This is a genomic window from Exiguobacterium sp. K1 (genome assembly GCF_033721435.1).
GTDB lineage: Bacteria > Bacillota > Bacilli > Exiguobacteriales > Exiguobacteriaceae > Exiguobacterium_A > Exiguobacterium_A artemiae.
In genome coordinates this window covers 29,995-53,322 of the sequence record NZ_JAOTIT010000008.1, presented here as the reverse complement: position 1 = coordinate 53,322, position 23,328 = coordinate 29,995, and the positions used below count along the sequence as shown (strand labels likewise).

Annotated in this window: 28 protein-coding genes and 1 riboswitch; of the genes, 18 read left to right on the top strand and 10 right to left on the bottom strand. The window is 50.3% G+C overall.

What is annotated here, in order from left to right:
* Positions 1-3: 3 nt before the first annotated feature.
* The 10 genes from paaB to paaX all read left to right on the top strand — a co-directional run bounded on the left by paaB (position 4) and on the right by paaX (position 8,114).
* A complete protein-coding gene (gene paaB, locus N7U64_RS14290; RefSeq protein ID WP_012369298.1) occupies positions 4-348 on the top strand; it encodes a 1,2-phenylacetyl-CoA epoxidase subunit PaaB in 345 nt (114 codons plus the stop codon).
* Positions 345-1,130: a 1,2-phenylacetyl-CoA epoxidase subunit PaaC gene (gene paaC, locus N7U64_RS14285; protein WP_012369299.1), complete on the top strand. Its 786-nt coding sequence runs from the start codon at positions 345-347 to the stop codon at positions 1,128-1,130. Before paaB ends, paaC begins: the two co-directional genes overlap by 4 nt.
* Positions 1,131-1,144: 14 nt before the next feature.
* Positions 1,145-1,639: a 1,2-phenylacetyl-CoA epoxidase subunit PaaD gene (gene paaD / locus N7U64_RS14280; protein ID WP_318930327.1), complete on the top strand. Its 495-nt coding sequence runs from the start codon at positions 1,145-1,147 to the stop codon at positions 1,637-1,639.
* Positions 1,640-1,654: 15 nt separating this feature from the next.
* Positions 1,655-1,978: an EthD family reductase gene (locus N7U64_RS14275; protein ID WP_012369301.1), complete on the top strand. Its 324-nt coding sequence runs from the start codon at positions 1,655-1,657 to the stop codon at positions 1,976-1,978.
* Positions 1,956-2,732 (top strand): enoyl-CoA hydratase/isomerase family protein, encoded by a 777-nt coding sequence (locus N7U64_RS14270; RefSeq protein ID WP_318930325.1) that lies wholly within the window; start codon positions 1,956-1,958, stop codon positions 2,730-2,732. Before N7U64_RS14275 ends, N7U64_RS14270 begins: the two co-directional genes overlap by 23 nt.
* Before the next feature lie 14 nt (positions 2,733-2,746).
* A complete protein-coding gene (locus tag N7U64_RS14265; protein ID WP_318930324.1) occupies positions 2,747-4,255 on the top strand; it encodes an aldehyde dehydrogenase family protein in 1,509 nt (502 codons plus the stop codon).
* Between the two features lie 53 nt (positions 4,256-4,308).
* Positions 4,309-5,181, top strand: coding sequence for a 3-hydroxyacyl-CoA dehydrogenase (locus N7U64_RS14260; RefSeq protein ID WP_413230442.1), 873 nt, complete (start codon positions 4,309-4,311; stop codon positions 5,179-5,181).
* Positions 5,178-6,386, top strand: a complete 1,209-nt coding sequence (locus N7U64_RS14255) for an acetyl-CoA C-acyltransferase (RefSeq protein WP_318930323.1) — start codon at positions 5,178-5,180, stop codon at positions 6,384-6,386. The genes N7U64_RS14260 and N7U64_RS14255 overlap by 4 nt, the downstream gene beginning before the upstream one ends.
* Entirely contained in the window at positions 6,383-7,153 is a 771-nt protein-coding gene (locus N7U64_RS14250) for an enoyl-CoA hydratase-related protein (protein WP_318930322.1), read from the top strand. The genes N7U64_RS14255 and N7U64_RS14250 overlap by 4 nt, the downstream gene beginning before the upstream one ends.
* Before the next feature lie 76 nt (positions 7,154-7,229).
* Positions 7,230-8,114, top strand: coding sequence for a phenylacetic acid degradation operon negative regulatory protein PaaX (gene paaX, locus N7U64_RS14245; RefSeq protein ID WP_214766252.1), 885 nt, complete (start codon positions 7,230-7,232; stop codon positions 8,112-8,114).
* A 51-nt stretch (positions 8,115-8,165) separates the two neighbouring features.
* On the opposite strand, the gene N7U64_RS14240 is transcribed toward paaX, so the two are convergent.
* Positions 8,166-8,684, bottom strand: coding sequence for a gamma carbonic anhydrase family protein (locus tag N7U64_RS14240; RefSeq protein ID WP_012369308.1), 519 nt, complete (start codon positions 8,682-8,684; stop codon positions 8,166-8,168).
* An 83-nt stretch (positions 8,685-8,767) separates the two neighbouring features.
* Here N7U64_RS14240 and N7U64_RS14235 point away from each other — a divergent pair, with 83 nt between their 5' ends.
* The 3 genes from N7U64_RS14235 (at position 8,768) to N7U64_RS14225 (ending at position 10,756) form a co-directional block, all read left to right on the top strand.
* Positions 8,768-9,703, top strand: coding sequence for a nitronate monooxygenase (locus N7U64_RS14235; RefSeq protein WP_318930320.1), 936 nt, complete (start codon positions 8,768-8,770; stop codon positions 9,701-9,703).
* A 121-nt stretch (positions 9,704-9,824) separates the two neighbouring features.
* Positions 9,825-10,253: a DMT family transporter gene (locus N7U64_RS14230; RefSeq protein WP_290829455.1), complete on the top strand. Its 429-nt coding sequence runs from the start codon at positions 9,825-9,827 to the stop codon at positions 10,251-10,253.
* Positions 10,254-10,276: 23 nt separating this feature from the next.
* Complete coding sequence (locus N7U64_RS14225) at positions 10,277-10,756, top strand: DMT family transporter (RefSeq protein ID WP_012369311.1); 480 nt, start codon at positions 10,277-10,279, stop codon at positions 10,754-10,756.
* A 90-nt stretch (positions 10,757-10,846) separates the two neighbouring features.
* On the opposite strand, the gene msrA is transcribed toward N7U64_RS14225, so the two are convergent.
* Both msrA and N7U64_RS14215 read right to left on the bottom strand, forming a co-directional pair.
* Positions 10,847-11,377 (bottom strand): peptide-methionine (S)-S-oxide reductase MsrA, encoded by a 531-nt coding sequence (gene msrA, locus N7U64_RS14220; protein ID WP_214766246.1) that lies wholly within the window; start codon positions 11,375-11,377, stop codon positions 10,847-10,849.
* A gap of 104 nt (positions 11,378-11,481) precedes the next feature.
* A riboswitch (SAM riboswitch) is annotated at positions 11,482-11,585 on the bottom strand.
* Positions 11,586-11,656: 71 nt separating this feature from the next.
* Positions 11,657-12,829: an amidohydrolase gene (locus N7U64_RS14215; protein ID WP_318930318.1), complete on the bottom strand. Its 1,173-nt coding sequence runs from the start codon at positions 12,827-12,829 to the stop codon at positions 11,657-11,659.
* A gap of 77 nt (positions 12,830-12,906) precedes the next feature.
* Between N7U64_RS14215 and N7U64_RS14210 the strand changes: the two genes are divergently transcribed.
* Positions 12,907-13,200, top strand: a complete 294-nt coding sequence (locus N7U64_RS14210) for a putative quinol monooxygenase (protein WP_214855623.1) — start codon at positions 12,907-12,909, stop codon at positions 13,198-13,200.
* Between the two features lie 55 nt (positions 13,201-13,255).
* On the opposite strand, the gene N7U64_RS14205 is transcribed toward N7U64_RS14210, so the two are convergent.
* Together N7U64_RS14205 and N7U64_RS14200 are read right to left on the bottom strand one after the other, a co-directional pair.
* Positions 13,256-15,808 carry an SH3 domain-containing C40 family peptidase gene (locus tag N7U64_RS14205; RefSeq protein ID WP_318930316.1) on the bottom strand — a complete coding sequence of 851 codons (2,553 nt, stop codon included), beginning with the start codon at positions 15,806-15,808 and terminating at the stop codon, positions 13,256-13,258.
* Between the two features lie 180 nt (positions 15,809-15,988).
* The gene (locus tag N7U64_RS14200; protein ID WP_012369315.1) at positions 15,989-16,546 is read right to left on the bottom strand and encodes a GNAT family N-acetyltransferase; all 558 of its coding nucleotides are present in this window, start codon (positions 16,544-16,546) and stop codon (positions 15,989-15,991) included.
* A 263-nt stretch (positions 16,547-16,809) separates the two neighbouring features.
* Here N7U64_RS14200 and N7U64_RS14195 point away from each other — a divergent pair, with 263 nt between their 5' ends.
* From N7U64_RS14195 to N7U64_RS14185, 3 genes are all read left to right on the top strand, one after another.
* Positions 16,810-17,139 carry a DMT family transporter gene (locus N7U64_RS14195; protein ID WP_290829467.1) on the top strand — a complete coding sequence of 110 codons (330 nt, stop codon included), beginning with the start codon at positions 16,810-16,812 and terminating at the stop codon, positions 17,137-17,139.
* Positions 17,136-17,453, top strand: coding sequence for a multidrug efflux SMR transporter (locus tag N7U64_RS14190; RefSeq protein WP_318930315.1), 318 nt, complete (start codon positions 17,136-17,138; stop codon positions 17,451-17,453). The genes N7U64_RS14195 and N7U64_RS14190 overlap by 4 nt, the downstream gene beginning before the upstream one ends.
* Positions 17,454-17,576: 123 nt before the next feature.
* Positions 17,577-18,332 (top strand): general stress protein, encoded by a 756-nt coding sequence (locus N7U64_RS14185; RefSeq protein WP_290829471.1) that lies wholly within the window; start codon positions 17,577-17,579, stop codon positions 18,330-18,332.
* 73 nt (positions 18,333-18,405) lie between these two features.
* On the opposite strand, the gene N7U64_RS14180 is transcribed toward N7U64_RS14185, so the two are convergent.
* A complete protein-coding gene (locus N7U64_RS14180; protein ID WP_318930314.1) occupies positions 18,406-19,230 on the bottom strand; it encodes an aldo/keto reductase in 825 nt (274 codons plus the stop codon).
* 138 nt (positions 19,231-19,368) lie between these two features.
* On the opposite strand from N7U64_RS14180, the gene N7U64_RS14175 reads away from it, so the two are divergent.
* Positions 19,369-20,394: an iron-containing alcohol dehydrogenase family protein gene (locus N7U64_RS14175; protein WP_318930313.1), complete on the top strand. Its 1,026-nt coding sequence runs from the start codon at positions 19,369-19,371 to the stop codon at positions 20,392-20,394.
* Between the two features lie 54 nt (positions 20,395-20,448).
* Here the strand turns inward: N7U64_RS14175 and N7U64_RS14170 are convergent, their stop codons facing one another.
* The 4 genes from N7U64_RS14170 to N7U64_RS14155 form a co-directional block, all read right to left on the bottom strand.
* Positions 20,449-21,411 (bottom strand): EAL domain-containing protein, encoded by a 963-nt coding sequence (locus N7U64_RS14170; protein ID WP_318930312.1) that lies wholly within the window; start codon positions 21,409-21,411, stop codon positions 20,449-20,451.
* A gap of 211 nt (positions 21,412-21,622) precedes the next feature.
* Positions 21,623-21,895, bottom strand: a complete 273-nt coding sequence (locus N7U64_RS14165) for a DUF1294 domain-containing protein (protein WP_318930311.1) — start codon at positions 21,893-21,895, stop codon at positions 21,623-21,625.
* Positions 21,896-21,904: 9 nt separating this feature from the next.
* A complete protein-coding gene (locus tag N7U64_RS14160) occupies positions 21,905-22,645 on the bottom strand; it encodes a TPM domain-containing protein (protein ID WP_318930309.1) in 741 nt (246 codons plus the stop codon).
* Positions 22,642-23,235, bottom strand: coding sequence for a LemA family protein (locus tag N7U64_RS14155; RefSeq protein ID WP_012369324.1), 594 nt, complete (start codon positions 23,233-23,235; stop codon positions 22,642-22,644). The genes N7U64_RS14160 and N7U64_RS14155 overlap by 4 nt, the downstream gene beginning before the upstream one ends.
* Positions 23,236-23,328 lie beyond the last annotated feature (93 nt).

Genomic DNA, 23,328 nt, shown 5'->3' with positions numbered 1-23,328 from the left:
ACCATGACGGAAACGTTTTATCAAGAGTTCGAAGTGTTCAGTAAACGGACGCCGAATGCAGCCTTTACGCATCAGTTCAGTTTACTGGCACCGAATAAAGAGATGGCTCTACTGATGGCGCAGGAAAATTTCATGCGCCGGGAACCGGTCGTCGATATCTGGGTCGTCAAACGGGCTGATATCCGGGGAATGACACCGGATGAGAAACTGATGCTGCAACGGCTCGACAACAAAGATTACCGGACGACGAAAGGGTACGGTTACCTGAAGAAAAAATGGCGTCATTATGAGCAACAGATGCTCGATGAAAAAGAAATCATGTCCTGGCAAGGAGGCGATTCGAAATGACGGAAACAGAACGTTTAGCGTTGGCTTCACTGCTCTATCAACTGGCGGATGATGACTTTTTATACGCCTACCGGGGATCAGAGTGGTTAGGGCTCGCTCCGCATATCGAAGAAGATGTCGCGTCCTCCTCGATTGCCCAGGATTCGATGGGGCATGCGGCGATGTACTATCAGCTGCTTGAAGAAATCGGAGAAGGAAAAGCCGATGCACTCGCACACGTCCGGCTTGCGCACGAACGGAAAAACTCCGTTCTCGTCGAACGCGTCAACGGACCGGGCTATTATATGGAAAACCCGGAATACGACTGGGCCTACGCCGTTGTCCGCAACTATTGTTACACGCTCGCGAAAAAGGTTCGGATTGATTCGTTGAAAAAAAGCAGTTATACGCCGCTTGCGGCCCTCGCCGTCAAGGTCAACATGGAGTTGTATTATCATCTGCTGCACTGGCAGACGTGGTTCACCCAGCTGTATCAATCGACGGAAACAGCCCGTCAGAAAATGGATGCGGCGCTTGAACGGGTGCTGGCAGACTTCGGTGATTTGTTTGATTACGGGGAAGCGTCAGAACTGATTGATGAAATGCGGTTGATTGAAGGTCAGGGGATTTTACTGGATCGCTGGTATCAGGCACTGACGCCGGTGCTCGTCGATCTAAACGTCACGTTGCCGGAAATGAAGATGACCTACAACGGACGAAACGGTGAGCACTCGCCTGATTTGAACGATGCCTTATCGACGCTCGGGGAAGTGTATCTGCTCGATCAGTCAGCGGTATGGTGAAGGGGGAACGGCAGATGACGACACGTTTAGAACAGGAGATCCGGCAGGCACTCGATATGGTCAAGGATCCGGAAATCGATGCGGTCAGTATCCTGGATCTCGGGATGGTCGAAGCGACGGAATGGACGGAGACACCGTTCGGATATGATGTCCGGGTGACACTGCTGCCGACATTTTTAGGATGTCCGGCGCTTGATATCATTCAAAAAAATACGGAATCCGCGTTGTTGCAAGTACCTCGGGTCAATACGGTCAATGTCGTCTTCCTGTTTGATCCACCCTGGACATCGGACCGGATTACGGAACAAGGGATTGCCGGTCTGAAGTCGTTTGGGATTGCCCCGCCGCGGGTCGTCGACGGGAAATGGGAAATCGACTGTCCGTACTGCGGATCGACGTTCGTCTCGATTGAAAATCTGTTTGGTCCGACAGCTTGTCGCAGCATTTTATACTGTAAATCATGCAAAAATCCATTCGAGGCGATGAAACCCGTCTCTACTCTCATGTGAAGGAAGGTAATCATTATGGTAAAACTAATCGCGCTTTATACACATCCGGAAAACAAGGAACAGTTTGACGAGCATTACTTTAATGTCCATGGTCCACTGACGGCCAAGATTCCCGGTTTGCAACAGATGACGGTCACGAAAATCGTCGGTTCACCGATGGGCGGAGACGGGAAATATTATCTGATGTGCGAAATGGTCTACGAAAGCCATGAAACGATGAAAGCCGGCATGCGTTCGCTTGAAGGGAAAGCATCCGGGAAAGACTTGATGGGCTTTGCGGGAGATCTTGTGACGCTGATGATTGGTGAAGAAGTCCATGCTGACGCCACAGTACGTTAAGGCGAGTATCGATGGTCGGATCGGCCGGATCCGGCTGATCCGTCCGGAGCGTTACAATGCCTTAAACCGGGCAATGATCCGGGAAATCGTCGAAGCGATGGAGCGGTTCGATCAGGATGAAACGGTTGCGGTCATCGTCCTGAACGGTGAAGGAAAATCCTTTTCCGCCGGAGCAGACATCGAGGAGATGGTCGACGCAACCCCGGTTTCGATGGAATTGCTTGATCCGTTTGCGGATTGGGACCGAATCAGCCGGCTGCATAAACCGTTGATTGCGGCCGTTCATGGCTTTGTGCTCGGCGGAGGGTTTGAACTGGCTCTCGCCTGCGACTTAATCTATGCGACACCCGAGACGCAGTTTGCGTTTCCGGAGGTCGGACTTGGCGTCATGCCGGGAGCCGGCGGGACACAACGGTTGACGAAACGGATCGGTCGGACACGGGCACTGGAATGGTTGTGGACGGGAGACCGGATGCCGGCATCGGAAGCACAGCAACTCGGGATCATCAACCGGATCGTGGAAGCGGATCAGCTTGAAGCACATGTGTTGACGGTGGCTGACCGGATTGCAGCGCAACCGGTGATGTCCGTACGGCTGATTAAAGATGCGGTCGATAAAGCAGGGAATCTGTCGTTGCAAGACGGCATGGATCATGAACGACGCAATTTCTACTTACTATTCGGGACGAACGATCAAACGGAAGGCATGCAAGCTTTCGTTGAAAAACGCCAACCGACATTCAAAGGAAACTAAAAGGAGTGGGAGCTATGTCAACGGTACATGAAAAAACAATGGAGATGAAACGTTCCGTCTATCATCTGGTCATCAACGGCGAACAGGTCGAAGGGACATCAGGCGAGACATTCAAAACCTATAATCCGGCGACGGGCGAAGTCATCGCGGAAGTCGCAAAAGCGTCAAAAGCCGATGCCGATCGTGCTGTCCAGGCGGCGCGTGATGCTTTTGATCACGGGAAGTGGAAAATGTGGCCGGTCGGTCGCCGGTCACAAGTCCTGAATAAAATTGCCGGCATCATGCGTTCACGTTTTAATGAGCTCGTGGAACTTGAGATTCTGGATACCGGGAAATCACTCGCTGCGGCACAGGGACAAATCACGCAAGCGATTGAAGACTTTGAATTTTATGCCGGTGCCATCGTCGGTCACCGCGGATCCGTCAATAACGTGCCGGGTCAATTCCATAACTACACGGAAAAAGAACCGGTCGGCGTCTGTGCCCAAATCATTCCGTGGAACTATCCGTTGATGATGGCGGCGTGGAAAGTCGCACCGGCGATTGCCGTCGGCTGTTCGGTTGTCGTGAAACCGGCGACGCTGACACCACTGACAGCCATTATCCTGGGTGAAATCTGTCTCGAAGCCGGTGTACCGGCGGGCGTCGTCAACGTCATTCCGGGATCGGGCCGTGAAATCGGCAACCATTTGGTAGAGCATCCAAATGTTGATAAAGTGGCCTTCACCGGTTCAACACCAGTCGGAAAAGATATCATGGGCCGGGCGTCGGAAAGTCTGAAACGCGTCACGCTCGAGCTTGGCGGTAAATCACCGAACCTCGTCTTTGAGGATGCCGATATCACGGCAGCCGTCGACGGTTCGTTGTTCGGAATCTTCTACAACAGCGGTCAGTCGTGCGAAGCGCGCTCACGCCTGTATATTCATGAAGACATTTACGATACGTTCATGGAACAATTCGTCACGAAAACGAAACAATTGGTGCTCGGTAATCCGTTCGACAAAGGCACACACGTCGGAGCGATCATCGATCAACAGCAACTCGATGTCATCGACGGTTATGTCCAATCGGCGAAAGCGGACGGCGCTACGATTTTGACTGGGGGTCAAGTCGAGAAAGTAGCCGGCTTTGAAGAAGGTTTCTGGTATGCACCGACGATCATTGCCGATGTGACACACGACATGAAAGCCGTCCAGGAAGAAATCTTCGGACCGGTCGTCGTCGTGATGAAGTTCAAGGACGAAAAAGAAGCCGTCCGTCTCGCAAACGATACGGAGTTCGGACTCGGATCAGCGATTTGGACAAAAGACGGAGCGCGGGCGACACGGATTGCGAATCAAATCAAAGCCGGTATCGTCATGATCAACTGTCCGTTCTCGGCCTTCCCGGGCACACCGTTCGGCGGCTACAAACAATCTGGTTTCGGTCGTGAACTCTGCATCGAGACGCTTGATTTATATACGGAAACGAAAAGTATCCTGTCGTACTACGGCAGTCGTCCACTTAATCCGTTCGGACTGTAAAACCAAAGCGTGCGGACGTTCGTCCGGACGCTTTTTTTAAAGGGGGAAATCAGATGATGGTTCAACAGATGATTGTCGTAGGATCAGGTGTGATGGGAAGAGGGATTGCGTACGTCGCAGCAGCAAGCGGATTTGACGTGACGCTCGTCGATGTGGAGCAACAACTGCTTGCGTCAGCGCAGCAAGAACTGGAAACGATTGCGGATAAAGGTGTCAGCCGTGGGAAAATGACGACGGAAGAAGTCGGTCAACTGTTCGACCGTTTGCGTTATGCAACGGATTTAGAAGAGGCGGTCAAAGAAGCAGATCTCGTAATCGAAGCTGTTCCGGAACGACTCGAAATCAAACGAATGGTGTTTGAGACACTGGACCGTCATGCGCCGGTGGAGTGTGTCTTTGCGACCAATACGTCGACGATGAGCCCGACCGAGATTGCGTCGTTTACGAAACGTCCGGAACGGATAATGGCGATGCATTTCTTTAATCCGGTCCACCGGATGCCGCTCGTCGAACTGGCACGGGGTCTTGAGACATCGGACGAAACGGTAATGATCTGCGAAACCGTTGCGCAACAGATGGGAAAAGAGACGGTCGTCATTCAGGAGTTTCCCGGATTCGTTACGTCACGGATCAGTGCCCTTGTCGGAAATGAAGCGTTTTATATGCTCCAGGAAGGACTCGGGACACCGGAAGAAATTGATAAAGCGATCAAGCTTGGACTGAACTATCCGATGGGACCGTTTGAACTCGGGGATCTCGTCGGACTCGACACCCGTTTAAACAATCTGAAGTATCTGCATGAAAAATTGGGTGAAAAATACCGGCCGGCACCACTGCTCGAACAGTATGTCAAAGCAGGACGGCTCGGGCGAAAAACCGGACGCGGTGTCTATGAGTATTCCGACAGCGGGGTGAAGACACGATGAGACGTGTAGCGATCATTGATGCGGTCCGTACACCAATCGGCCGGTATAACGGGGCACTGAAAGACGTCCGCCCGGATGATTTAGGGGCGTGTGTCATTCAAGCCCTCGTTGACCGCAATCCGAATGTCGATCCGAAGCAAATCGAAGAAGTGATTTTCGGAAATGCCAATCAGGCGGGAGAAGATAACCGGAATGTCGCCCGGATGTCCGGCTTACTCGCCGGTCTGCCGGTAGAAGTCGCGGGAACAACCGTCAACCGGCTGTGCGGTTCCGGACTGGATGCCGTCATTGCGGCAGCCCGGGCGATTGCGATGAACGAAGGCGATATTTATATTGCCGGCGGAACGGAAAGCATGACCCGGGCTCCGTTCGTCATGGGCAAACCGGAAACGGGTTTCGCCCGCGGGAATCCGACGCTGTATGACACGACAATCGGCTGGCGGTTCGTCAATGAAAAGCTGCAAGGAATGTACGGAACGGACTCGATGCCGGAAACGGCGGAACACGTTGCAACCCGGTACGGCATTTCGCGGGAAGCGCAGGACGATTTTGCCTTTTCCAGTCAGCAACGGGCGAAGCAGGCGATGGAAACACATCGTTTTCAAACCGAGCTGGTGCCGGTTCGGTATACGACACGTAAAGGTCAGGTCATCGAAGTCGATACGGACGAACATCCGCGTCCCGACACAAGCCGTGAAAAGCTTGGAACGCTCAAAAGCCTGTTTCCGAACGGTACTGTTACAGCGGGAAATGCATCGGGTGTCAACGACGGGGCAGCTGCGCTGTTGTTGATGAGCGAAGAAACGGCGGAACATCTTGGTCTGAAGCCTCTTGCCTATTACCGGGCCAGTGCCGTCGCCGGTGTCGAGCCTGCTGTCATGGGAATCGGACCGGTCGACGCGACCCGGAAAGTCTTGAAACGGGCCGGTTTGACGGTGGAACAACTGGACTTGATTGAACTCAACGAGGCGTTTGCGGCACAAAGCGTCGCCTGTATGAACGAGCTTGGATTACCGACGGAAAAAGTTAATGTTAACGGAGGTGCGATCGCATTCGGTCATCCACTCGGCGCAAGCGGGGCACGGATTTTGACGACGTTAATCCACGAAATGTGCCGGACGAATCAGACATATGGTCTCGCAACGATGTGTGTCGGAGTCGGACAAGGCATTGCACTCATCGTTGAACGGGAGGGACTGATATGATTCATTTGGAACGTTTGGATCACGTCGCCGTTATTCGGGTGGACCGGCCGGAACGGCTGAACTGTTTTGATTATCCGACGCTGGTCGAATTGAAAGAGCTCGTCGCAACCGTCCGTCGCGAGCCGGATATCCGGGTCGTTCTCTTCACGGGAACGGGGAAAGCATTTAGTGCCGGAGCGGATTTAAAGGAACGGGTGACGTTAAACGAAACGGAAGTCCGACGGAACGTCGAAATGATTCGTGACGTCTTCGCAGATATTGCCCGTTTGCCGCAACCGACGATTGCTGCCGTCAACGGTCATGCGCTCGGAGGAGGCTTCGAATGGATGCTCGCCTGTGATTTCCGGATCATCGTCAACGGGGCGCTCGTCGGCTTAACGGAAACCAGTTTCGGGATCATTCCCGGCGCCGGCGGGACACAACGTCTGCCCCGGTTGATTGGGGAGACCCGGGCAAAGGAAATGATTTTCACAGCAAAAAAAATCGATGCAAAGACCGCTGAACAGTACGGCATCGTCTCGCGTGTCGTCCCGAACGTCGAAGAATTGATGGAAGTCTGTCTGGCTTTTGCCGACGAGATGCTGCGCAACGGACCGATTGCCATCCGGCAGGCGAAACAGGCAATCGACCAAGGGCTTGATCATACGCTTTCAGAAGGCTTGAAACTTGAAACAGCTGCCTATGAAACCGTCATCCCGACGGAAGACCGCTTGGAGGCGTTACGTGCTTTTGCTGAGAAACGGACACCGCAGTTTCAAGGAAAATGAGGATGGTCGTTCTCTGAAATAACACGTATACTAACGGTACACAAAAAAACGTTATATTAAAGAGAGAGTGAATGACATGAGTGCGAATACACAATCGATGATTTTTACGGTCTACGGGGATTACATCCGTCATTACGGCAATCAAATCTGGGTCGGCAGTCTGATTCGTCTGCTCAAAGAGTTTGGTCATAATGAACAGGCGGTCCGGGTCGCGGTTTCCCGGATGGTTAAACAGGGGTGGCTCACCTCACAAAAACAAGGCACGAAAAGTTTTTATTCGTTGACCCCGCGTGGTGTCGAGCGGATGGAAGAAGCCGCCCGGCGGATTTATAAATCGACACCTCATGTCTGGGACGGAAAATGGCGGACGCTGATGTACACGATTCCGGAAGACAAACGGCAAATCCGTGATGAATTGCGGAAAGAGTTGTCGTGGAGCGGATTCGGAAATTTATCGAACGGTGTCTGGATTTCGCCGAACCCACTTGAAAAAGAAGCGGAACGGTTGATTGAAGCTTATGATATCAAGGCGTATGTCGACTTTTTTGTCGGCGAATACCACGGACCGCAACAGGATCAATCACTGGTCGAACGGGCCTTTCCGCTCGATGAATTACAGGAACGATATGAACGGTTCATTGCTGAGTACAGCCGACGTTACATCGTCCATCAAAGCCGGATCCAGCTCGGTGAAATGGATGAGGAACAGTGTTTTGTCGAACGGACGACACTCGTCCATGAATACCGGAAGTTTTTATTTACGGATCCCGGACTGCCGCAGGAGCTGTTGCCGGATGAGTGGAGCGGTCATCACGCGGCCTTGTTGTTTGAACAATACTACCGGCTGCTCGCAGAACCGGCGAGCCGGTTTTTTGAATCCATTTTTCGTGAAACCCACGATGTGACGCAAAAAAGTGCCGATTATGATGCTTCGGAACATCCGTTGTTCGCAGAACGCTAAAACAAAAACGCTCATCCCGAAGAAACGAGATGAGCGTTTTCGTGCAGATCGTTAATTGTCAGCAAGCTGTTTTCGGAAGGCATACCCTTTATCGACGTAGGAATCGATCGATTCCTGAATCATCTCGAGATCGGCTGCCGTGAGCTCACGGACGACTTTACCCGGTGACCCGATAATGAGCGAACGGGGCGGGAATTTTTTGCCGGACGGAATTAAGGTGTTGGCACCGATAATACATTCTTCCCCGATATCGGCATGATCGAGAACCGTCGCCCCCATCCCGACGATTGAGCGCCGGCCGATTTTACAACCGTGTAAAATGGCGTTGTGTCCGACCGTCACCTCATCTTCAACAATGACCGGTGCTCCCTCGTAAAGATGGATGGTCGCATTGTCCTGGATGCTGCAACGTTTGCCGATCGTGATCGGACCTTCATCGCCGCGGAGGACGGCATTAAACCAAATCGTCGACTCTTCTCCGACGGTCACATCGCCGATCAAAAAAGCGCCGGGAGCGACAAAGACATTTGTGGCGAGCTGCGGAGAACTATCACGGTACGGAATCTTCATGAAAACGCCTCTTTTCTAAAAAATGAATTAAAATTCAATCTTACTTATTATACCATTCCTGACAACGGAAACGGAGGGAGACCATGTCTCGTCTATGCAGCAAATTAAAGATTGATGTCCCGATTATTCAAGGCGGGATGGGGAATATCAGCCATGCCGAACTGACCGCAGCCGTCTCAAATGCCGGAGGGCTTGGAACGATCGGATGCGGGACGATGACACTTGCTGAAGTCAGACAGTTAATCGAAGCAACACGCCGTTTGACATCACGTCCGTTTGCCCTCAACGTCGCGATCCGCGTCTCGCCCCATGCCGAACAGTTGGTTGAGTTGGCGATTGAGGAACGGATTCCGGTCGTATCCTTGTCGGCCGGTAATCCGGCTCCTTTTTTGTCCAAGTTAAAGCAGGCGGGGATCCAGACGATCGGAGTCGTTGCTTCGGTCCAACAGGCGATTAAAGCTGAACAGGCAGGGATTGATGTACTGGTGGCGGAAGGCGTCGAAGCGGCGGGCATCAATTCACCGCTTGAGTTGACGACGATGACCTTGATTCCACAAATTGCGGATCATGTCACGATTCCTGTCCTTGCCGCCGGCGGCATCGGCGACGGGCGTGGTCTTGCCGCTGCCTGGATGCTCGGAGCAGAAGGTGTGCAGCTCGGCACCCGATTGATTGCGACACAGGAATCCCGTGTGCATGAGCAGTATAAACAACATCTTGTGCAGGCGGACGATCTGGAAACACGAATCATCGGCCGTGAAGTCGGACAGGTCCGGCGGGTGTTGAACGGACCGTATGTCGAGGCATTGCAGCCGACGTCACTCACGGCTTTTCAGGAACAGACAAACGAATCGTTTCATATCAAAGGAGCCCTTGAGGGGGACGAGACGGCAGGATACGTCAATGCCGGTCTGATCTCCGGTTTGATTGACGATGTTCCGACCGTCGCGGAACTGTTTAACCGGATGATGGATGATGCGTTCGGACGGATTGAGCGGATGTACCGGACACTCGAGTAGCATATAAGTAAAAGAAGCCGACCGACGTGGTCCGCTTCTTTTTTTGCTGTTCAGGACATTTGTCCTTTCAAATGAGTGTAAAATACGTTCTACTCATAATTAGAGAAAAAGGAGGATGAAGATGCAAGGAATCGTTTTTGCTTTATTCAGCGGATTGTTCATCGCATTGCAAGGGATCTTTAATGCCCGGCTCGGTGACGCGGTAGGACCGTGGTTCTCCGTGACGATCGTCCATTTCGTCGGTCTGATCGGCTGTTTATTAATTTACGGATTTGTCCGGGACCGGAAAATCGGCGGTTTCCGCACCTTGCCGCTGATTTACGCAAGCGGCGGATTGCTTGGTGTCCTCGTCGTCGTGACGGAACTGACGTCGATTCAATTGCTCGGGATGACCTGGGCGATGTCGCTGTTGCTTGTCGCCCAGATTTTGTGTGCCTTTGTCATTGATTTGAACGGTTGGTTTGGAGTCATTAAAAAAAGCAGTAATACCGGACAGTGGGTCGGAGTCGGCTTGATGTTGACCGGCGTCTTGATTTTTTCATTTGCCTGAATGGAATAGGAGGAGGAATTAGAATGGGACTCGGAATGTTTTGTGCGATTGTCGCAGGAATGATGATCAGTTTACAGACCGTTTTAAATGCACGGATGAGTCATGCCTTCGGTGCCTGGGCGACGACGACGTTAGTCTTTTTTGTCGGATTGCTCGGATCGTTGCTCGCCTTGATCTTCTTTCGGGGTGGAACGCTTGCGGGGCTGGCCGAAGTCGAACCGCTGTATCTGTTTGGCGGTTTCGTTGGTGTCGGGGTTGTGTTTTGTGTCATGCGGGGAATTCAGTTGCTCGGACCGTCGATTGCGATTTCCGTCGTCCTGATTTCGCAACTCAGTTTTGCGCTCTGTGTCGACGTCTTTGGCTGGTTCGGTTTACCGAAAGTCGAGTTGTCGTTCGGTCAAATCATCGGTCTGGCCGTCATGCTCAGCGGCATCTTTGTCCTGAAACGGTATCAAGTCGCAGAGGATACAGAAGAAGTGGAAGATGTTAAAGTCATTTCCTGAAGAAAAAAAGATATAAAAAAAGAGATCATTTCTTTCACGCCACTTCTACTGGTAAAGTGCGTGAAAGGGTGATCTCTTTTTGAAGCTGAATCAGACAGTGACTTCTTCTTTCCAGGCGACATCGATAAAGGCATCGCGACCGGATGCTTTCCGGTCTTTTTTGTAGTGCGTCGGATTTTTTTTGTGGAAGTCCTGATGGTATTCTTCCGCCGGATAGAAGGCGTGTGCCGGTTCGATCCGGGTGACGATTGGTTGTTTAAAACGGTTTGTCGCCGCTAAGGCGTCACGCGAAGCAATTGCTGCAAGGCGTTGTTCTTCCGTATGATAAAAAATCGCCGGAGCATACTGTGTCCCGCGGTCCTGGAATTGTCCGCCGGCATCGGTCGGATCCGTTTGCGGCCAGTACAGTTCGAGTAACCGTTCGTATGAGAACAGCGCCGGGTCAAATGTAATTTCGACGACTTCGGAATGTCCGGTCGTTCCGGTTTTGACTTGCTCGTATGTCGGGTTGTCGACATGTCCTCCTGTATAGCCGGATACGATACTGTGAATCCCCGGCAGTTCCTCAAATGGTGTCACCATGCACCAGAAACATCCTCCTGCAAATGTTGCTTTTTCCATGTCATCTCTCCCTTTCCCTTGGCTGCTTGAGCCTTAATCCTGTCATGTCTGACAGTGAGAAAACGAAAACGACTCCTTTGCTTGGTTGCAAAAGGAGTCGCCGCTTTTTATCAACCAAAGCTTTCGCTTTGCTGGTCGTAGCACCTTGCTGTGCGCAGGTTGCTGGGACGTCATCGATCCAGATCTCTCGGTCCACTCTTGATAAGTGTTATATGAAGTTGATGTAAGTTCGTTATCATTGGGATGATAATACCATTCATAAAAGTGGAAAGTCAATCCTTATGTTTGCAGGGCACGAAGAACGGTCGCTCCTAACGTTTTCGCTCCAATTAGTAGAGCCCGCTCATCGATTTCATATTTCGGATGGTGTTGCGGATAAATCGTCCGCCCATCCGTTTTTGCAGAGCCCGTGAAGAAATAACTGCCCGGTACTTTTTCGAGGTAATAGGCAAAGTCATCCGCTGCCATCATCGGTTTCATCTCGCGAACCTGTGCTTCCGGTAAAAAACCGGCGGCTTCCTGGACGAGCTGTGTTTCATCCGGATGATTCCAAAGCGACGGATAACCGGTCGTGAAATCGATCGAATAATCAGCGCCGACTCCGGTGCAGGTCGTCCGGGCGACGAGGTCCACCTGTTGACGTAACTGGTGCCGGAGTTGTTCATTGAACGTCCGGATTTCTCCGACGATCCGGGCTTCACCGGTGACGATGTTCGGAGCCGTTCCGGCGTGGAACGAACCGATCGCAACGATAGCCGGCTCAAACGGATCAACCCGCCGGCTGACGAGATGCTGGAGATTGCAGACAAGCTGGGCACCGGCGACGAGCGCATCCTGTGTCCGGTGCGGGGCCTGGGCATGACCGCCTTGACCATGAACAACGATTTCAAATTCATCGATCGCACATAACGTATGACCGCTGTGATAGCCGATTGATCCGACCGGAAGATCATTTTCGAGGTGGGTGCCGAAGATGGCATCGACACCGTCGAGACAACCGTCCTCAATCATCTGGATGGCACCGCCGGGGAACACTTCTTCACCGTGTTGATGAATGAAGACGACAGTACCTGCCAGTTCATCCTGTATGGCATGAAAAGCAGCGGCCAGTCCGAGAACAATCGCCGTATGACCGTCGTGTCCGCAGGCATGCATGACACCGGGACGAATCGAACGGAACGATAACTCGGTTTCTTCCTGCAACGGTAACGCATCAAAATCGGCCCGGATGGCGATTGTTTTCCCGGGACGTGTTCCTGTCAGCGTCGCGACGATTCCGCTGCCGCCGACGTTTGCCCGGTACGGAATACCGAGTCCATCGTAAAAAGCAGCGATTTTAGCGGGCGTCCGGACTTCCTGAAACGATAATTCCGGATGGCGGTGAAAGTCGCGGCGTAAACGAATCATCTCTGATTCATACTCAGTTAAGTACGTGAATAAATTTTCTTGCATCGAAATCATCCTTTTCGGTATGTCTTGAGTAAAAACGGGTACAGATAGAGGTAATCAATCAGAGGAGGAATCAACATATGGGTGAAATCATCGTCAATGCCGTTCTTACAGTCAAAGCAGGATTAGCCGATCAAGTCTTTCCGATTTTAAGCACAGTCTACAAAGCAGCACAAAATGAACCGGGTTGCTTGCGTTATACATTACATCAATCGATTGAAAATGAACATCAGTTCATGCTCTATGAAGTCTATCAGGATGAAGAAGCACTGGAAGCACATATTGCATCGGACCACTATAAAGCATACCGGGAACAAATCGAGTTATACTTGGAAGACCGTCAAGTGACGAAATACGTCGAGATGACATTCTGAATCAAGGAAAGAAGGGCGTATGGATCCGCAAGGGTCCATACGCCTTTTTTCGTTATTACATCGATTTGAAGCCGAGGAAATGTTCCCGCCAACGCGGTTCGTAAATCGAATTGATCTGCAGTTGTGAGCCGCCGGCATGAATGAAATATTCATTATCGAGCATGATACCGATATGTGACGGTCCGTCCGTGTACGTATTTTCGAAGAAGACGATATCCGACCGTTTCCCGCTGCTGATTGTCGTCCGTCGATTCGTAAAGAACGCACCGTACCAGTAGCCGCTGACGTTCGTCCGGCCGCCGTATTTCCCGGCTTCATTCGTTGCGTAATGAATCAGTCCGGAACAATCAAACCCGCCGTTAGCTGCTGTTTGCGAACCCCATGTATATGGTGTTCCTAAGTGTTTGGCGGCTGCCTGAATCAACTTTTCACCGCGCGATGTATTTTTCTGTGCAATCCGTGTATCCGTCTTGACCGTGACGGCACTGACCGGCAGATAAACAGGGGACCAGCCGGACTGGATGACATAAAAATTACCGACCCGGTACCGGGGATAAACACGTTTTCCCTGTTCCACCAATCCGGCACTTTTCGGACTGACCGGTGTCGCAAAATAAGACGATGTTGCTTTGACCGTATAGATTTTTTGACGGTTAATCGCTTGTTGGGTGTAACGCATATCCGGTTTTGTTGTTCCGATGTACGGATTGATGACATAACCGGTTGTTCCGTTCGGCAAGCGGACTTGCCAAAAGTCATCGTCGATTGCTTTCAGACCAATCAACTTTGTGCCTTTACTCAAATAACCGGCAGGGCGGCTGTAAGCGACATCGGCTGAGAAGAGCGGTGTCTGATCAAAGTGGACATAAAAGACGGTGCCGACTTTCGGGCGCGCGACCGGTTTGTTTAAGCCAAGTCTGCTCGAGTCGACGAAGCCGAATGTCGTTCCAATTTTGACCCGTGTGTAGTAGCCGCTTGTACCGTAAATCGACAGTTGTGCATTTTTCTTCAGGGTGCCGATTTTTCCTGTCAGACTGGCTTTTGGATGAACGACGACTTTATCATCGAGAACGTAACGGATTCCGGTGACATCATACAAATCCGGTTTTTTCGTCACGAGATCGGCTGTCTTGACGTAAGCGTAGACGGAACCAAGCTTAACGCGTGTGTAGGAACCGCTTGTGCCATAAATGTCAATCTGTTCTGCGCGCTTCATTGTACGGACAATCGTTTTTGCCGTCGTGTCTTTAAAAATCGCTGTTGATTTGCTCGCATACCGGAGACCTGTCTTGGCATAGACTTTTGTCGGAGCAAGCGTACTCGTTAAGACGTAGGCGTATTGTTCGCGGAACAGAATCCGGCTGTAGGCACCGCTTGTTCCGTAGACCGTTAACAGCGTGTTCATCTGATGCTGCTTGAGGACGGGACTGGATGCATTAGGTGCGGAACGGATTGCCGTCGGTTTCTGGACGTATAAACGAGCTGTTTTGGCATAGACTTTTAAAGGAGCAAGTGCGCTCGTCAGGACATAGGCATACTGTCCGTTGAATAAAATCCGGCTGTAGGCACCGCTTGTGCCATATACCGTCAGCAAGGTATTTGTCTGGTGTTCTTTTAAGACGGGACTCGATGCGTTAGGTGCTTGGCGGATTGGAGTAGGTGACTGGACATAAAGTCGGGCTGTCTGCGCAAAAAACTCCAGATCGCCTAACTGAGCTGTCAGGACAAATCCATAGACGCCGTTTAAGCGGACGCGTGTATAGGCACCGGATACACCGTAAATGTCGACGAGTTGATTTTGAGCCAACGTACCGAGCGGTGTCCCTGTCGTCGCGGCGGTCGGGTAGACAGTTGCAAGCTGTTGGCTGTATTTTTTGCCGGTTGCTGTATACGAGATAACCGGTTTTGTTCCGAGATGAGCCGTCAAGACGAAGGCATACGTACCATTTAACTCGATCCGGGTGAAGTTTCCTGAAGTACCGAATGTCTGAATGGCATCATTTTGTGTCAAAGTGGCAAGCGGCTTTTGTGTGGTGTCGGCGGTCGGATAGACCGGTGTTTTTTGTTGGACAAACCGTTCTCCTGTCACCGAATAGACAGGGGTTGTACTTAAATCTGCCGTCAGGACGAACAGATAATCGGCATCCTGTTTGACGCGGGTGAAGAGACCGACCTGACCATATGTATCGATTTTGCTGTTTGGCGCAAATGTCTGAGCGGTTGCTGCCGACGAATCTGCCGATGAATACAGGACTGTCACTTTATTTGTATAGTGACTTCCGACTTTCGGATAAACAGGAGTATCCGCCAACTGGTCTGTCTTCACAAAACGGTAGACACCGTCGAGTTTAATGCGGGTAAAGAGACCTTCGACTCCGAACGTCTCGACTTCAGTAGCGGCAGGCAGGGTACTGACTACGGCTGTACTTTCCGTTGTTTCAAAGACCGGGGTAGCAGTCTGGGTAAACTGTTTACCGGTCGCTACTTCTGTTTGCTCGTCGACAACGGCGGCTGAATCATTTCCTTCTGCCAGCGGACTAATCGGGAAAGAACTGAACAGCATGACGGAAGCAGCGAGTGATGTGAACCATTTTTTTGAAAGAGGCATCGTATATAAAACTCCATTTCTATAGAAAATTAATTTTTACTCCAATTAAAACTAAGTTTACCATGTTCATTTTTAATGGTGTAAAAAGATATCAAAAAAAGTAAATCATCACCCAAATGATACAAGAGACGGTATGACGTTAAAAAAACGGTACCTCGTGTTAAAGAGGCACCGTCTGAATTATGCGGGATCGTCTTCGTGATCGACTTGCCATTCCCAATCGAGCATGCCGTAAATGAGGGAATCGCGCCAATGATCTTCGAGATAGACGGTTTCACGCAGCTGTCCTTCTTTCGTCATCCCAACTTTCTGAAGGACACGTTCGGAAGCGACATTTCGCGGGTCACACGTGGCAGTAATCCGGTGTAACTCCAGTTTTTCGAATCCGAATTCGAGTAAAAATGCCGCAACGGACGTTGCATAGCCGTTTCCCCATTCATCGGGTGACAGGATATAACCGATTTCAGCAATCTTGTGTTCGGTATCGGTGATTACCAGTTCACCGGCTCCGATGACACGGTCGTCCGGGAAGGTGACGGCAAAGACATAACGGCGGCGTGGATTTTCAAGTTCGCTCTCGAGAGCATCATGAATAAACTGTTTACTGTCGCTTTCGGAGTTGGGTCCCCACGATTGATACTGACTGACAATCGGTTTTGAGGCATAGGCATGGACAGCTTCTAAATCTTCTGGAGTGAAACGACGGATTCGTAGTTGCTCGTTGATTTTATAGCGCATGATGGACTCCTCCTCTGTAGTGGACTCTCTATAAGATATTAGCTGTTCAGCCCGATTTTCCTGTTTGACAGGCAAAATCAAGCGTGCTAAAGTCGGTGTATCGAATGAACAGTATAAGTATCCTCTAGGGTTCCGTTCGGCTGGACCAAGGGAGGAACATAAGGGAAACCTTATGCAACGGAGGGATAAAAGCCCGGGAGTAAAGCGTTTTTACGCTTGCTCCCGGGCTTTTTTGTTTGATTCGAACTGAAGGAGGAAATGACATGGCAAAATATTGGTTCAGCATCATTCTGGCATCCTTTTTTGAAGTCGGCTGGGTCATCGGCTTAAAGCACGCTACGACACCACTTGAATGGGCGGCGACTGTGGTCAGTATCATTATCAGTTTCACGGTTTTAATCAAGGTCAGCAATCATCTGCCGGTCGGAACGGTCTATGCCGTTTTCGTCGGACTCGGCACAGCAGGAACGGTCGTGACGGATATCGTCTTGTTTGATCAGTCCGCATCCGTCATCAAGTTGATCTTGATCGCGGTCTTGCTCGTAGGGGTGATCGGTTTGAAATTAGTCAGCGGGGAGGGTGAAAAACAATGAGTTGGTTTTATTTGATTTTGGCCGGGTTGTTTGAAATGCTTGGTGTCGTTTTGATCAATACGTACAATCAACAAAAAAACGTTAAAAATCTGCTGCTGATGTTTGCCGGTTTTGGGTTCAGTTTTTTATTCCTGACCTTGGCGATGAATGAGTTGCCGATGGGAACGGCCTATGCGGTCTGGACTGGCATCGGAGCGGCAGGCGGTACGATTCTCAGTATGATTTTTTACAACGAAGCGAAGGACTGGAAACGGATTGTCTGTATCGGTTTGATTCTCAGTGCGACGATCGGCTTGAAGCTGGTCGGTGAATAAACATATCATTTAGATTACTTTTCCTGTCCGAGCCGACTTGGTGGCATATTTTAGCTGAAAAAAGGAAATACTCCTTATAAGACAAGTACGTCATTAAAATCGTGCATAAGGGGATGGATGGATATGAAAACGAAACAGTATATCGGAACGTTTTATAAAGAGGAAGAACTGATTTCGAAAATGGATGAGTTGCATCAGCAAGGTCATCGCGAAGAAGACTTTTATATCATCGTCAAAGAGAAATCGAATCTTCAACTTGTCCGCAGTCAGATGGATGCGGAAATCGCGACGACGAAACCGTCATGGATCGACCGGATCCGCGGAAATCACGGACGCGATCAGGAAGTGGACGATCTGTTTGGTTCGCTCGATCTACCGGAAGATCAAGTTGAAGTCCATAAAACGGAAGTCGAAGGCGGCGGGTTCGTACTGTTGCTGGAAGTTCAGGACATCCAGTTTGATCCCCATTTAAATACGGACAATACACATCCGGACGTCAAAGTACGTTACGGCAGTTACGAAGAAACGCATACATCAGACGATGCCAATTCAAATGCACAACTCGGTTCGGGAAATCCGCTTGACGTCGATAAGGATTCGAAAGAGGAGCATGCGGAAATCGATTTGCATCGTGCCGGAACCGACAAGATGCCGCAAGACGAAGAGGCCATTCAGCATGCCAAACTGGACAGTAACCGTGAACCGGACATTGCGATGCGCCGGGACGACGATTTTAAACGTCCGGAGTGGGAAGAACAAAAGGAACGTCATGAGGAACATTCGGATGAGAAAAAAGAACAACTGCACCGTCCGACCCGTTCTGTGGATCACTCCGATGATGTGGCGAAACAGGATCACGGAAACGATTTGGATCGTTAATCTAAAAAAAGAGACTGACGGACGTGTCAGCCTCTTTGCATCAGGCGATGTTCACAGTGATGTGGGCATCGTCTTATTTTTTGTGCATCTCGTCCGGATTCGATCCGGTCCGCTCGTTGCGATTGAGCTGATCGATTTGCTGCATGTCGTCTGGAGACAACATAAACTCAAAGATGTCCAGGTTTTCCTGAATCCGGCTTGGTGTGACGGATTTCGGAATCGCGATGATGCCATGCTGCAGGTGCCAGCGGAGAACGACTTGAGCAGGTGTCTTACCGTGGCGTGCTGCAATCTCTGTGATGACCGGTTCTGTTAAGGCGTCGCGGCCTTTCATCAACGGACTCCATGCTTCGACGACAATCCCGTTCTTTTGGCAAAATTCACGGATGGCTTCCTGACTCAAGAACGGATGTAGCTCGATTTGATTGACGACGGGGACGACGGTTCCTTCTTCCAGTACCCGTGTTAAATGCGGAATGTGGAAATTCGAGACCCCGATGGCTTTTGTTTTGCCGTCCCGATACAGCTGTTCTAAAGCACGCCACGTATCCATATACAAATCCTCGTCCGGCATCGGCCAATGAATCAAGTATAAATCGACGTAATCGACACCAAGTTTTGTAAGACTTGTTTCAAAGGCGGCAAGTGTCTGTTCGTACCCTTGGTCCTTATTCCAGACCTTCGTCGTTAAAAAAATCTCTTCCCGTGGAATCCCCGAATCTTTTAATGCACGACCGACACCGGCTTCATTTTCATAAATCATTGCCGTATCGATGGAACGGTAGCCGACCCGTAAAGCTTCCCGCACCGCTTCATACACTTCCTGTTCCGGGACTTTAAACACACCGTAACCTAGTTGCGGCATGACCAGTCCATTATTCAATGTGACGAACTCCATTTGAACTCCCCCTTATGATGATAATCCTGTCTTAACCAGTTTACGCTTTTCACTTTCGAAAATCGAATCACAGCAAGGGTTGAATTGGCGCAGGGAAATCCGTATACTGAGCGTTAACAAATATTGGGAGGGATGAGGATGATTCGTCAAGCCGTTTTACAATACATACACGAAGAACATGCTGTCGATCGACTTTCAGAAGTAGTAAGGGGGAGAAAAGCTGTCCTGATTCACGGCGAACAGGCGTTGAAATCGTCCAGGCAGTACTTGCCGGAACTGCCGAAGCTGTTATTTTCCGGACACTGTACCGACCAGCAGGTAGCCGAGCTGACAGAACGATGTGCCTCGTATGACATCATCATCGCTCTTGGCGGAGGTTCCGTCATCGATACGGCAAAACAAGTTGCCTTCAAACTAAACCGTCCCTTGATCGTCATTCCGACGCTCGTCTCGAACTGTGCGCCATGGACACCGCTCAGTGTGATGTACGACGAACGGGGACAGTACCTTCGTTTTGACACGATTCCTGTCGTCATCGAAGCCTTGTTGCTTGATCACCGGATTTTAGCAGCCAGTCCATACGATTATTTTGTTGCCGGTCTGGTCGATACGTTGGCTAAATGGTATGAAGCTCGCGCACTGAGTGGAGCGACTTCTGATAATCCGGTCGTCGAAACCGCCTTACGGATGGCAGAACACTGCAAACAATTGATTTTGCAGACGCCGATCAGTCCGAAACAATTTCAGGAGTATCCGGTCTCGATTCAACATCTGGTGGAGACGGTCATTCCACTTGCCGGAAGTGTCGGTGGATTTGGTGACGAAGCGACACGCGGGGCGATTGGTCACGGCGTCCATAATGCGTTATCGCCGTTTCCGTCGACGAAACGGATTTTACACGGAAGTAAAGTCGGTTACGGCTTATTGATTCAAGAGTTGTTGTTAGATGAAACGGCGTCCTATAACGAGTTGCTACAGTATTTGATGGAAAACAAACAACCGACGACGAGTGCAGCGCTTGGATTGACGGAAGCGGAGCGAGCCGACTTGGCGCAACGAATTGGTCGAGAACCACTCTGTCAATTGATTGAGACGGATTGGTCGAAAGCGACCGTTCTTTCGACTTTAATGAAAAATGACCGGGAAGCCGTTCTCATACCTTGAAGGTGATATAAGACAAAGTCCCGCTCCTCGTTTTTAAGGAGCGGGACTTTACGTTCATTGTGCTTTTGCCAGCTCCGAATAAGGGGCAGGGCGACCGAGCAGATAACCTTGACCGAAGTCAAATCCAAGTTCGCGGCAGAGCTCAAGTTCTTCCTGACGTTCGATCCCTTCTGCAAGAATTTGAATACCCATCTCTTTTGTTAAATGACGTGCTTTTCGCAGGAACGCTTCATTTTCTGCTACCGTGTCACAGTTTGAGATGAAGGCGCGGTCAATTTTAACGTAATCCGGTTGGAGTAACGACAACATATCAAGCGTCGAGAAGCCGGCACCGACATCGTCCAGTGCGACTTGAATGCCCTGTTTTTTATATTGTTCGAAGACATGTTTCAAGTGATTGACGTCTTCGATTTTTTCGGTTTCGACGACTTCGAACACGAGCCGGCTTGGATCGACGTTATACCGTTCGACGATTTCGAACGTATGACGCAAGCAATATTCCGGATTGTAGATGGTTGAAGGAAGGAAATTAATGAATGTTTTCTGTGTTCCTCCGACCAAATGTGTTGCCCGAATGGCTTCTTCTCGCGCCCGTTGATCGAGGCGGGAATGAAGTCCCATTTTTGAAGCCGTCGAAAAGAGGAGGCCGGGAGACATCGGAATCGTTTGATCGGCGGCCCGGAGCAAAGCTTCGTTTGCGAATAAGCTGTTGTCCTGGATATTGAATATGGGTTGCAGATGACTCGTCATGACTCCATTTTGAATGAAATCAATGGCCTGACGGCTCTTTAGCTGTTCGAGTAAAACAGACGCAGCCAGAACAGGTGTCACGAGACGCGAACCATTCGCCCGGCAGGAGACCGGAAAATCCGCGATTTGTAGCGTAGCGCTCAGGATTTGTTCCAACTGCTCAAATGAACTGTAAGAAAATACTTCCGGTGTCGGCGATTGAATATGTAAAGAACCTGCTTCGATAAATCGGATTGTTGTTGTACATTCGGCGCAAGGATGCCACATGAATGGATGTCCACCTTTCTGATTCAAATACATGTTTAAACATGTATTTGTTAAATTGGTTAAAGTCTTTACCCGAACGTAATCTATCGATAAACCTGATATCAACTATTTGCGCTTCTATTGACCAAACTAAAAAAAGAGCCAGGTGTGTTCGCCGCATGACGAATCATCCTGTCTCTCTTATCGGTTAATCGGTATACAATCTAAAGGATTACGATCGAATCCACAAAATCCAAAACGTCGCATGCAGTAAAATTGCAAGCGGTACGAAAAGTTGGAATTTGGCGGTTCGTGTTTTATGCCGGACGAGCTGCATGGCTAAAAGCGTCCCGAGTGTGCCGCCCAAAAAAGCAATCGTCAACAAGGTGGCTTCCGGTGTCCGCCAGGCATGTTGCTGGGCTTTACGTTTATCCCGCCACATCGAGATAAATCCGATTACGGTCATGATGCCGTAAAAGGCAGCGATAGTTGAAAAAATAGTCATGTCTGTTTATTACCTTTCCGCGCCGCCGCCGCCGGAACTTCCGCCGCCACCCCGGCTGCCACCGCCACCACCTCCACCGCCACGCATGATGGCGGAAAAGATATTGATGATGGCAAAGAAGAACATGCCCCCGGTGAACTTCATGTCGAGGAACAGCAAGAGGACAAGACCGGCACCGATCAGGACTTTTGCCCAAGTACTCAAACCGCCGTCCGAACTTTTCTTGACAGGATCCTGTGATTCAAGCGACTGTTCTTTTGACACGACGCTGACGACCGCTTTGTACGTTTCGGATGCTGCTTTGCCATAATCACCTTGATCCCGGTACGGAACGGCGTATTTGTCCAGAATCCGTCCCGCTGTGATGTCGGTCAGAATTCCTTCGAGCTTATAGCCGACTTCGATCCGAAAATTCCGGTCTTTTTCGTTTGGTGCCACGACGACGAGAATCCCGTTATCTTTTCCGGCCTGCCCGATGCCTTGAGTCCGGAACGTTTCATTGGCATACGTGCTTAAATCCTGTCCTTTTAAATCCGGCACCGTCTTGAGAACGACCTGTGCCGTCGTGTATTGTTCGAGTTCTTGCCCGAGACGAGCGAGCTCCGCTTCTTCCGACGCGGTCAGCAGCTGTGCATCATCCTGGATGAAGAACGCTGCGCCCGTGCGTTCTGACACGGCTTCGGCAGTCGGAGTCAGAAGGAAGAAGACGAGGAACGCGGTAAAAAGCAGTCGCGTTCGCCGCCAAATCATTTCGAGTCACTATTGAAGTCGACCGTTGGATTTTCACGGTCACTTTCCGAGATTTCATAATATGGTTTTTTCTCGAAACCAAATGCCGAAGCATAAAGCGAAGTCGGGAAGCTGCGACGTTTTTTATTGTAAACGGTCACGGCATCATTATAATCTTTCCGGGCAATACCCAAACGGTTTTCCGTGCCTTCTAGTGTATCCATCAACGATTGGAATCGTTCGCTTGATTTTAATTCCGGATATGTCGTTTGCAACGCAATCAATCCGCGAAGTGAAGACGTGACCTGTTGATCGGCTTCAATTCGTTGTTCCGTCGAAGCGGCACGGGCAAGACCGGCTTGTGCTTCGGCGATATCGCCATAAACTTTTTGTTCCTGACCGGCGACCCCTTTGACGGTTTCGACGAGATTCGGAATTAAATCCGCCCGGCGTTTGATCTGATTATCGACTTGCGACCACTTATTCGAAACATCTTCTTCGACATTGACGAGACTGTTGTACTGTCCGATTGCTAAAAAGGCAATCAGGACGACGACTGCAATCCCGATGATGAGAGGTAACTTGGAACCTCCACGATTTCTACGAGCCATATTGATGACCACTCCTTTTTTCTGTATCTCAACTATCTATACCCTAATCCGCAACAATAAGTTTCAAGAAATAAAAAAAACCATCAGCGAAAA

Coding starts and splice junctions, on each gene's coding strand:
- paaB (WP_012369298.1), top strand. CDS start 4: ATGACGGAAACGTTTTATCAAGAGTTCGAAGTGTTCAGTAAACGGACG.
- paaC (WP_012369299.1), top strand. CDS start 345: ATGACGGAAACAGAACGTTTAGCGTTGGCTTCACTGCTCTATCAACTG.
- paaD (WP_318930327.1), top strand. CDS start 1,145: ATGACGACACGTTTAGAACAGGAGATCCGGCAGGCACTCGATATGGTC.
- N7U64_RS14275 (WP_012369301.1), top strand. CDS start 1,655: ATGGTAAAACTAATCGCGCTTTATACACATCCGGAAAACAAGGAACAG.
- N7U64_RS14270 (WP_318930325.1), top strand. CDS start 1,956: ATGCTGACGCCACAGTACGTTAAGGCGAGTATCGATGGTCGGATCGGC.
- N7U64_RS14265 (WP_318930324.1), top strand. CDS start 2,747: ATGTCAACGGTACATGAAAAAACAATGGAGATGAAACGTTCCGTCTAT.
- N7U64_RS14260 (WP_413230442.1), top strand. CDS start 4,309: ATGATGGTTCAACAGATGATTGTCGTAGGATCAGGTGTGATGGGAAGA.
- N7U64_RS14255 (WP_318930323.1), top strand. CDS start 5,178: ATGAGACGTGTAGCGATCATTGATGCGGTCCGTACACCAATCGGCCGG.
- N7U64_RS14250 (WP_318930322.1), top strand. CDS start 6,383: ATGATTCATTTGGAACGTTTGGATCACGTCGCCGTTATTCGGGTGGAC.
- paaX (WP_214766252.1), top strand. CDS start 7,230: ATGAGTGCGAATACACAATCGATGATTTTTACGGTCTACGGGGATTAC.
- N7U64_RS14240 (WP_012369308.1), bottom strand. CDS start 8,684: ATGAAGATTCCGTACCGTGATAGTTCTCCGCAGCTCGCCACAAATGTC.
- N7U64_RS14235 (WP_318930320.1), top strand. CDS start 8,768: ATGTCTCGTCTATGCAGCAAATTAAAGATTGATGTCCCGATTATTCAA.
- N7U64_RS14230 (WP_290829455.1), top strand. CDS start 9,825: ATGCAAGGAATCGTTTTTGCTTTATTCAGCGGATTGTTCATCGCATTG.
- N7U64_RS14225 (WP_012369311.1), top strand. CDS start 10,277: ATGGGACTCGGAATGTTTTGTGCGATTGTCGCAGGAATGATGATCAGT.
- msrA (WP_214766246.1), bottom strand. CDS start 11,377: ATGGAAAAAGCAACATTTGCAGGAGGATGTTTCTGGTGCATGGTGACA.
- N7U64_RS14215 (WP_318930318.1), bottom strand. CDS start 12,829: ATGCAAGAAAATTTATTCACGTACTTAACTGAGTATGAATCAGAGATG.
- N7U64_RS14210 (WP_214855623.1), top strand. CDS start 12,907: ATGGGTGAAATCATCGTCAATGCCGTTCTTACAGTCAAAGCAGGATTA.
- N7U64_RS14205 (WP_318930316.1), bottom strand. CDS start 15,808: ATGCCTCTTTCAAAAAAATGGTTCACATCACTCGCTGCTTCCGTCATG.
- N7U64_RS14200 (WP_012369315.1), bottom strand. CDS start 16,546: ATGCGCTATAAAATCAACGAGCAACTACGAATCCGTCGTTTCACTCCA.
- N7U64_RS14195 (WP_290829467.1), top strand. CDS start 16,810: ATGGCAAAATATTGGTTCAGCATCATTCTGGCATCCTTTTTTGAAGTC.
- N7U64_RS14190 (WP_318930315.1), top strand. CDS start 17,136: ATGAGTTGGTTTTATTTGATTTTGGCCGGGTTGTTTGAAATGCTTGGT.
- N7U64_RS14185 (WP_290829471.1), top strand. CDS start 17,577: ATGAAAACGAAACAGTATATCGGAACGTTTTATAAAGAGGAAGAACTG.
- N7U64_RS14180 (WP_318930314.1), bottom strand. CDS start 19,230: ATGGAGTTCGTCACATTGAATAATGGACTGGTCATGCCGCAACTAGGT.
- N7U64_RS14175 (WP_318930313.1), top strand. CDS start 19,369: ATGATTCGTCAAGCCGTTTTACAATACATACACGAAGAACATGCTGTC.
- N7U64_RS14170 (WP_318930312.1), bottom strand. CDS start 21,411: ATGTGGCATCCTTGCGCCGAATGTACAACAACAATCCGATTTATCGAA.
- N7U64_RS14165 (WP_318930311.1), bottom strand. CDS start 21,895: ATGACTATTTTTTCAACTATCGCTGCCTTTTACGGCATCATGACCGTA.
- N7U64_RS14160 (WP_318930309.1), bottom strand. CDS start 22,645: ATGATTTGGCGGCGAACGCGACTGCTTTTTACCGCGTTCCTCGTCTTC.
- N7U64_RS14155 (WP_012369324.1), bottom strand. CDS start 23,235: ATGGCTCGTAGAAATCGTGGAGGTTCCAAGTTACCTCTCATCATCGGG.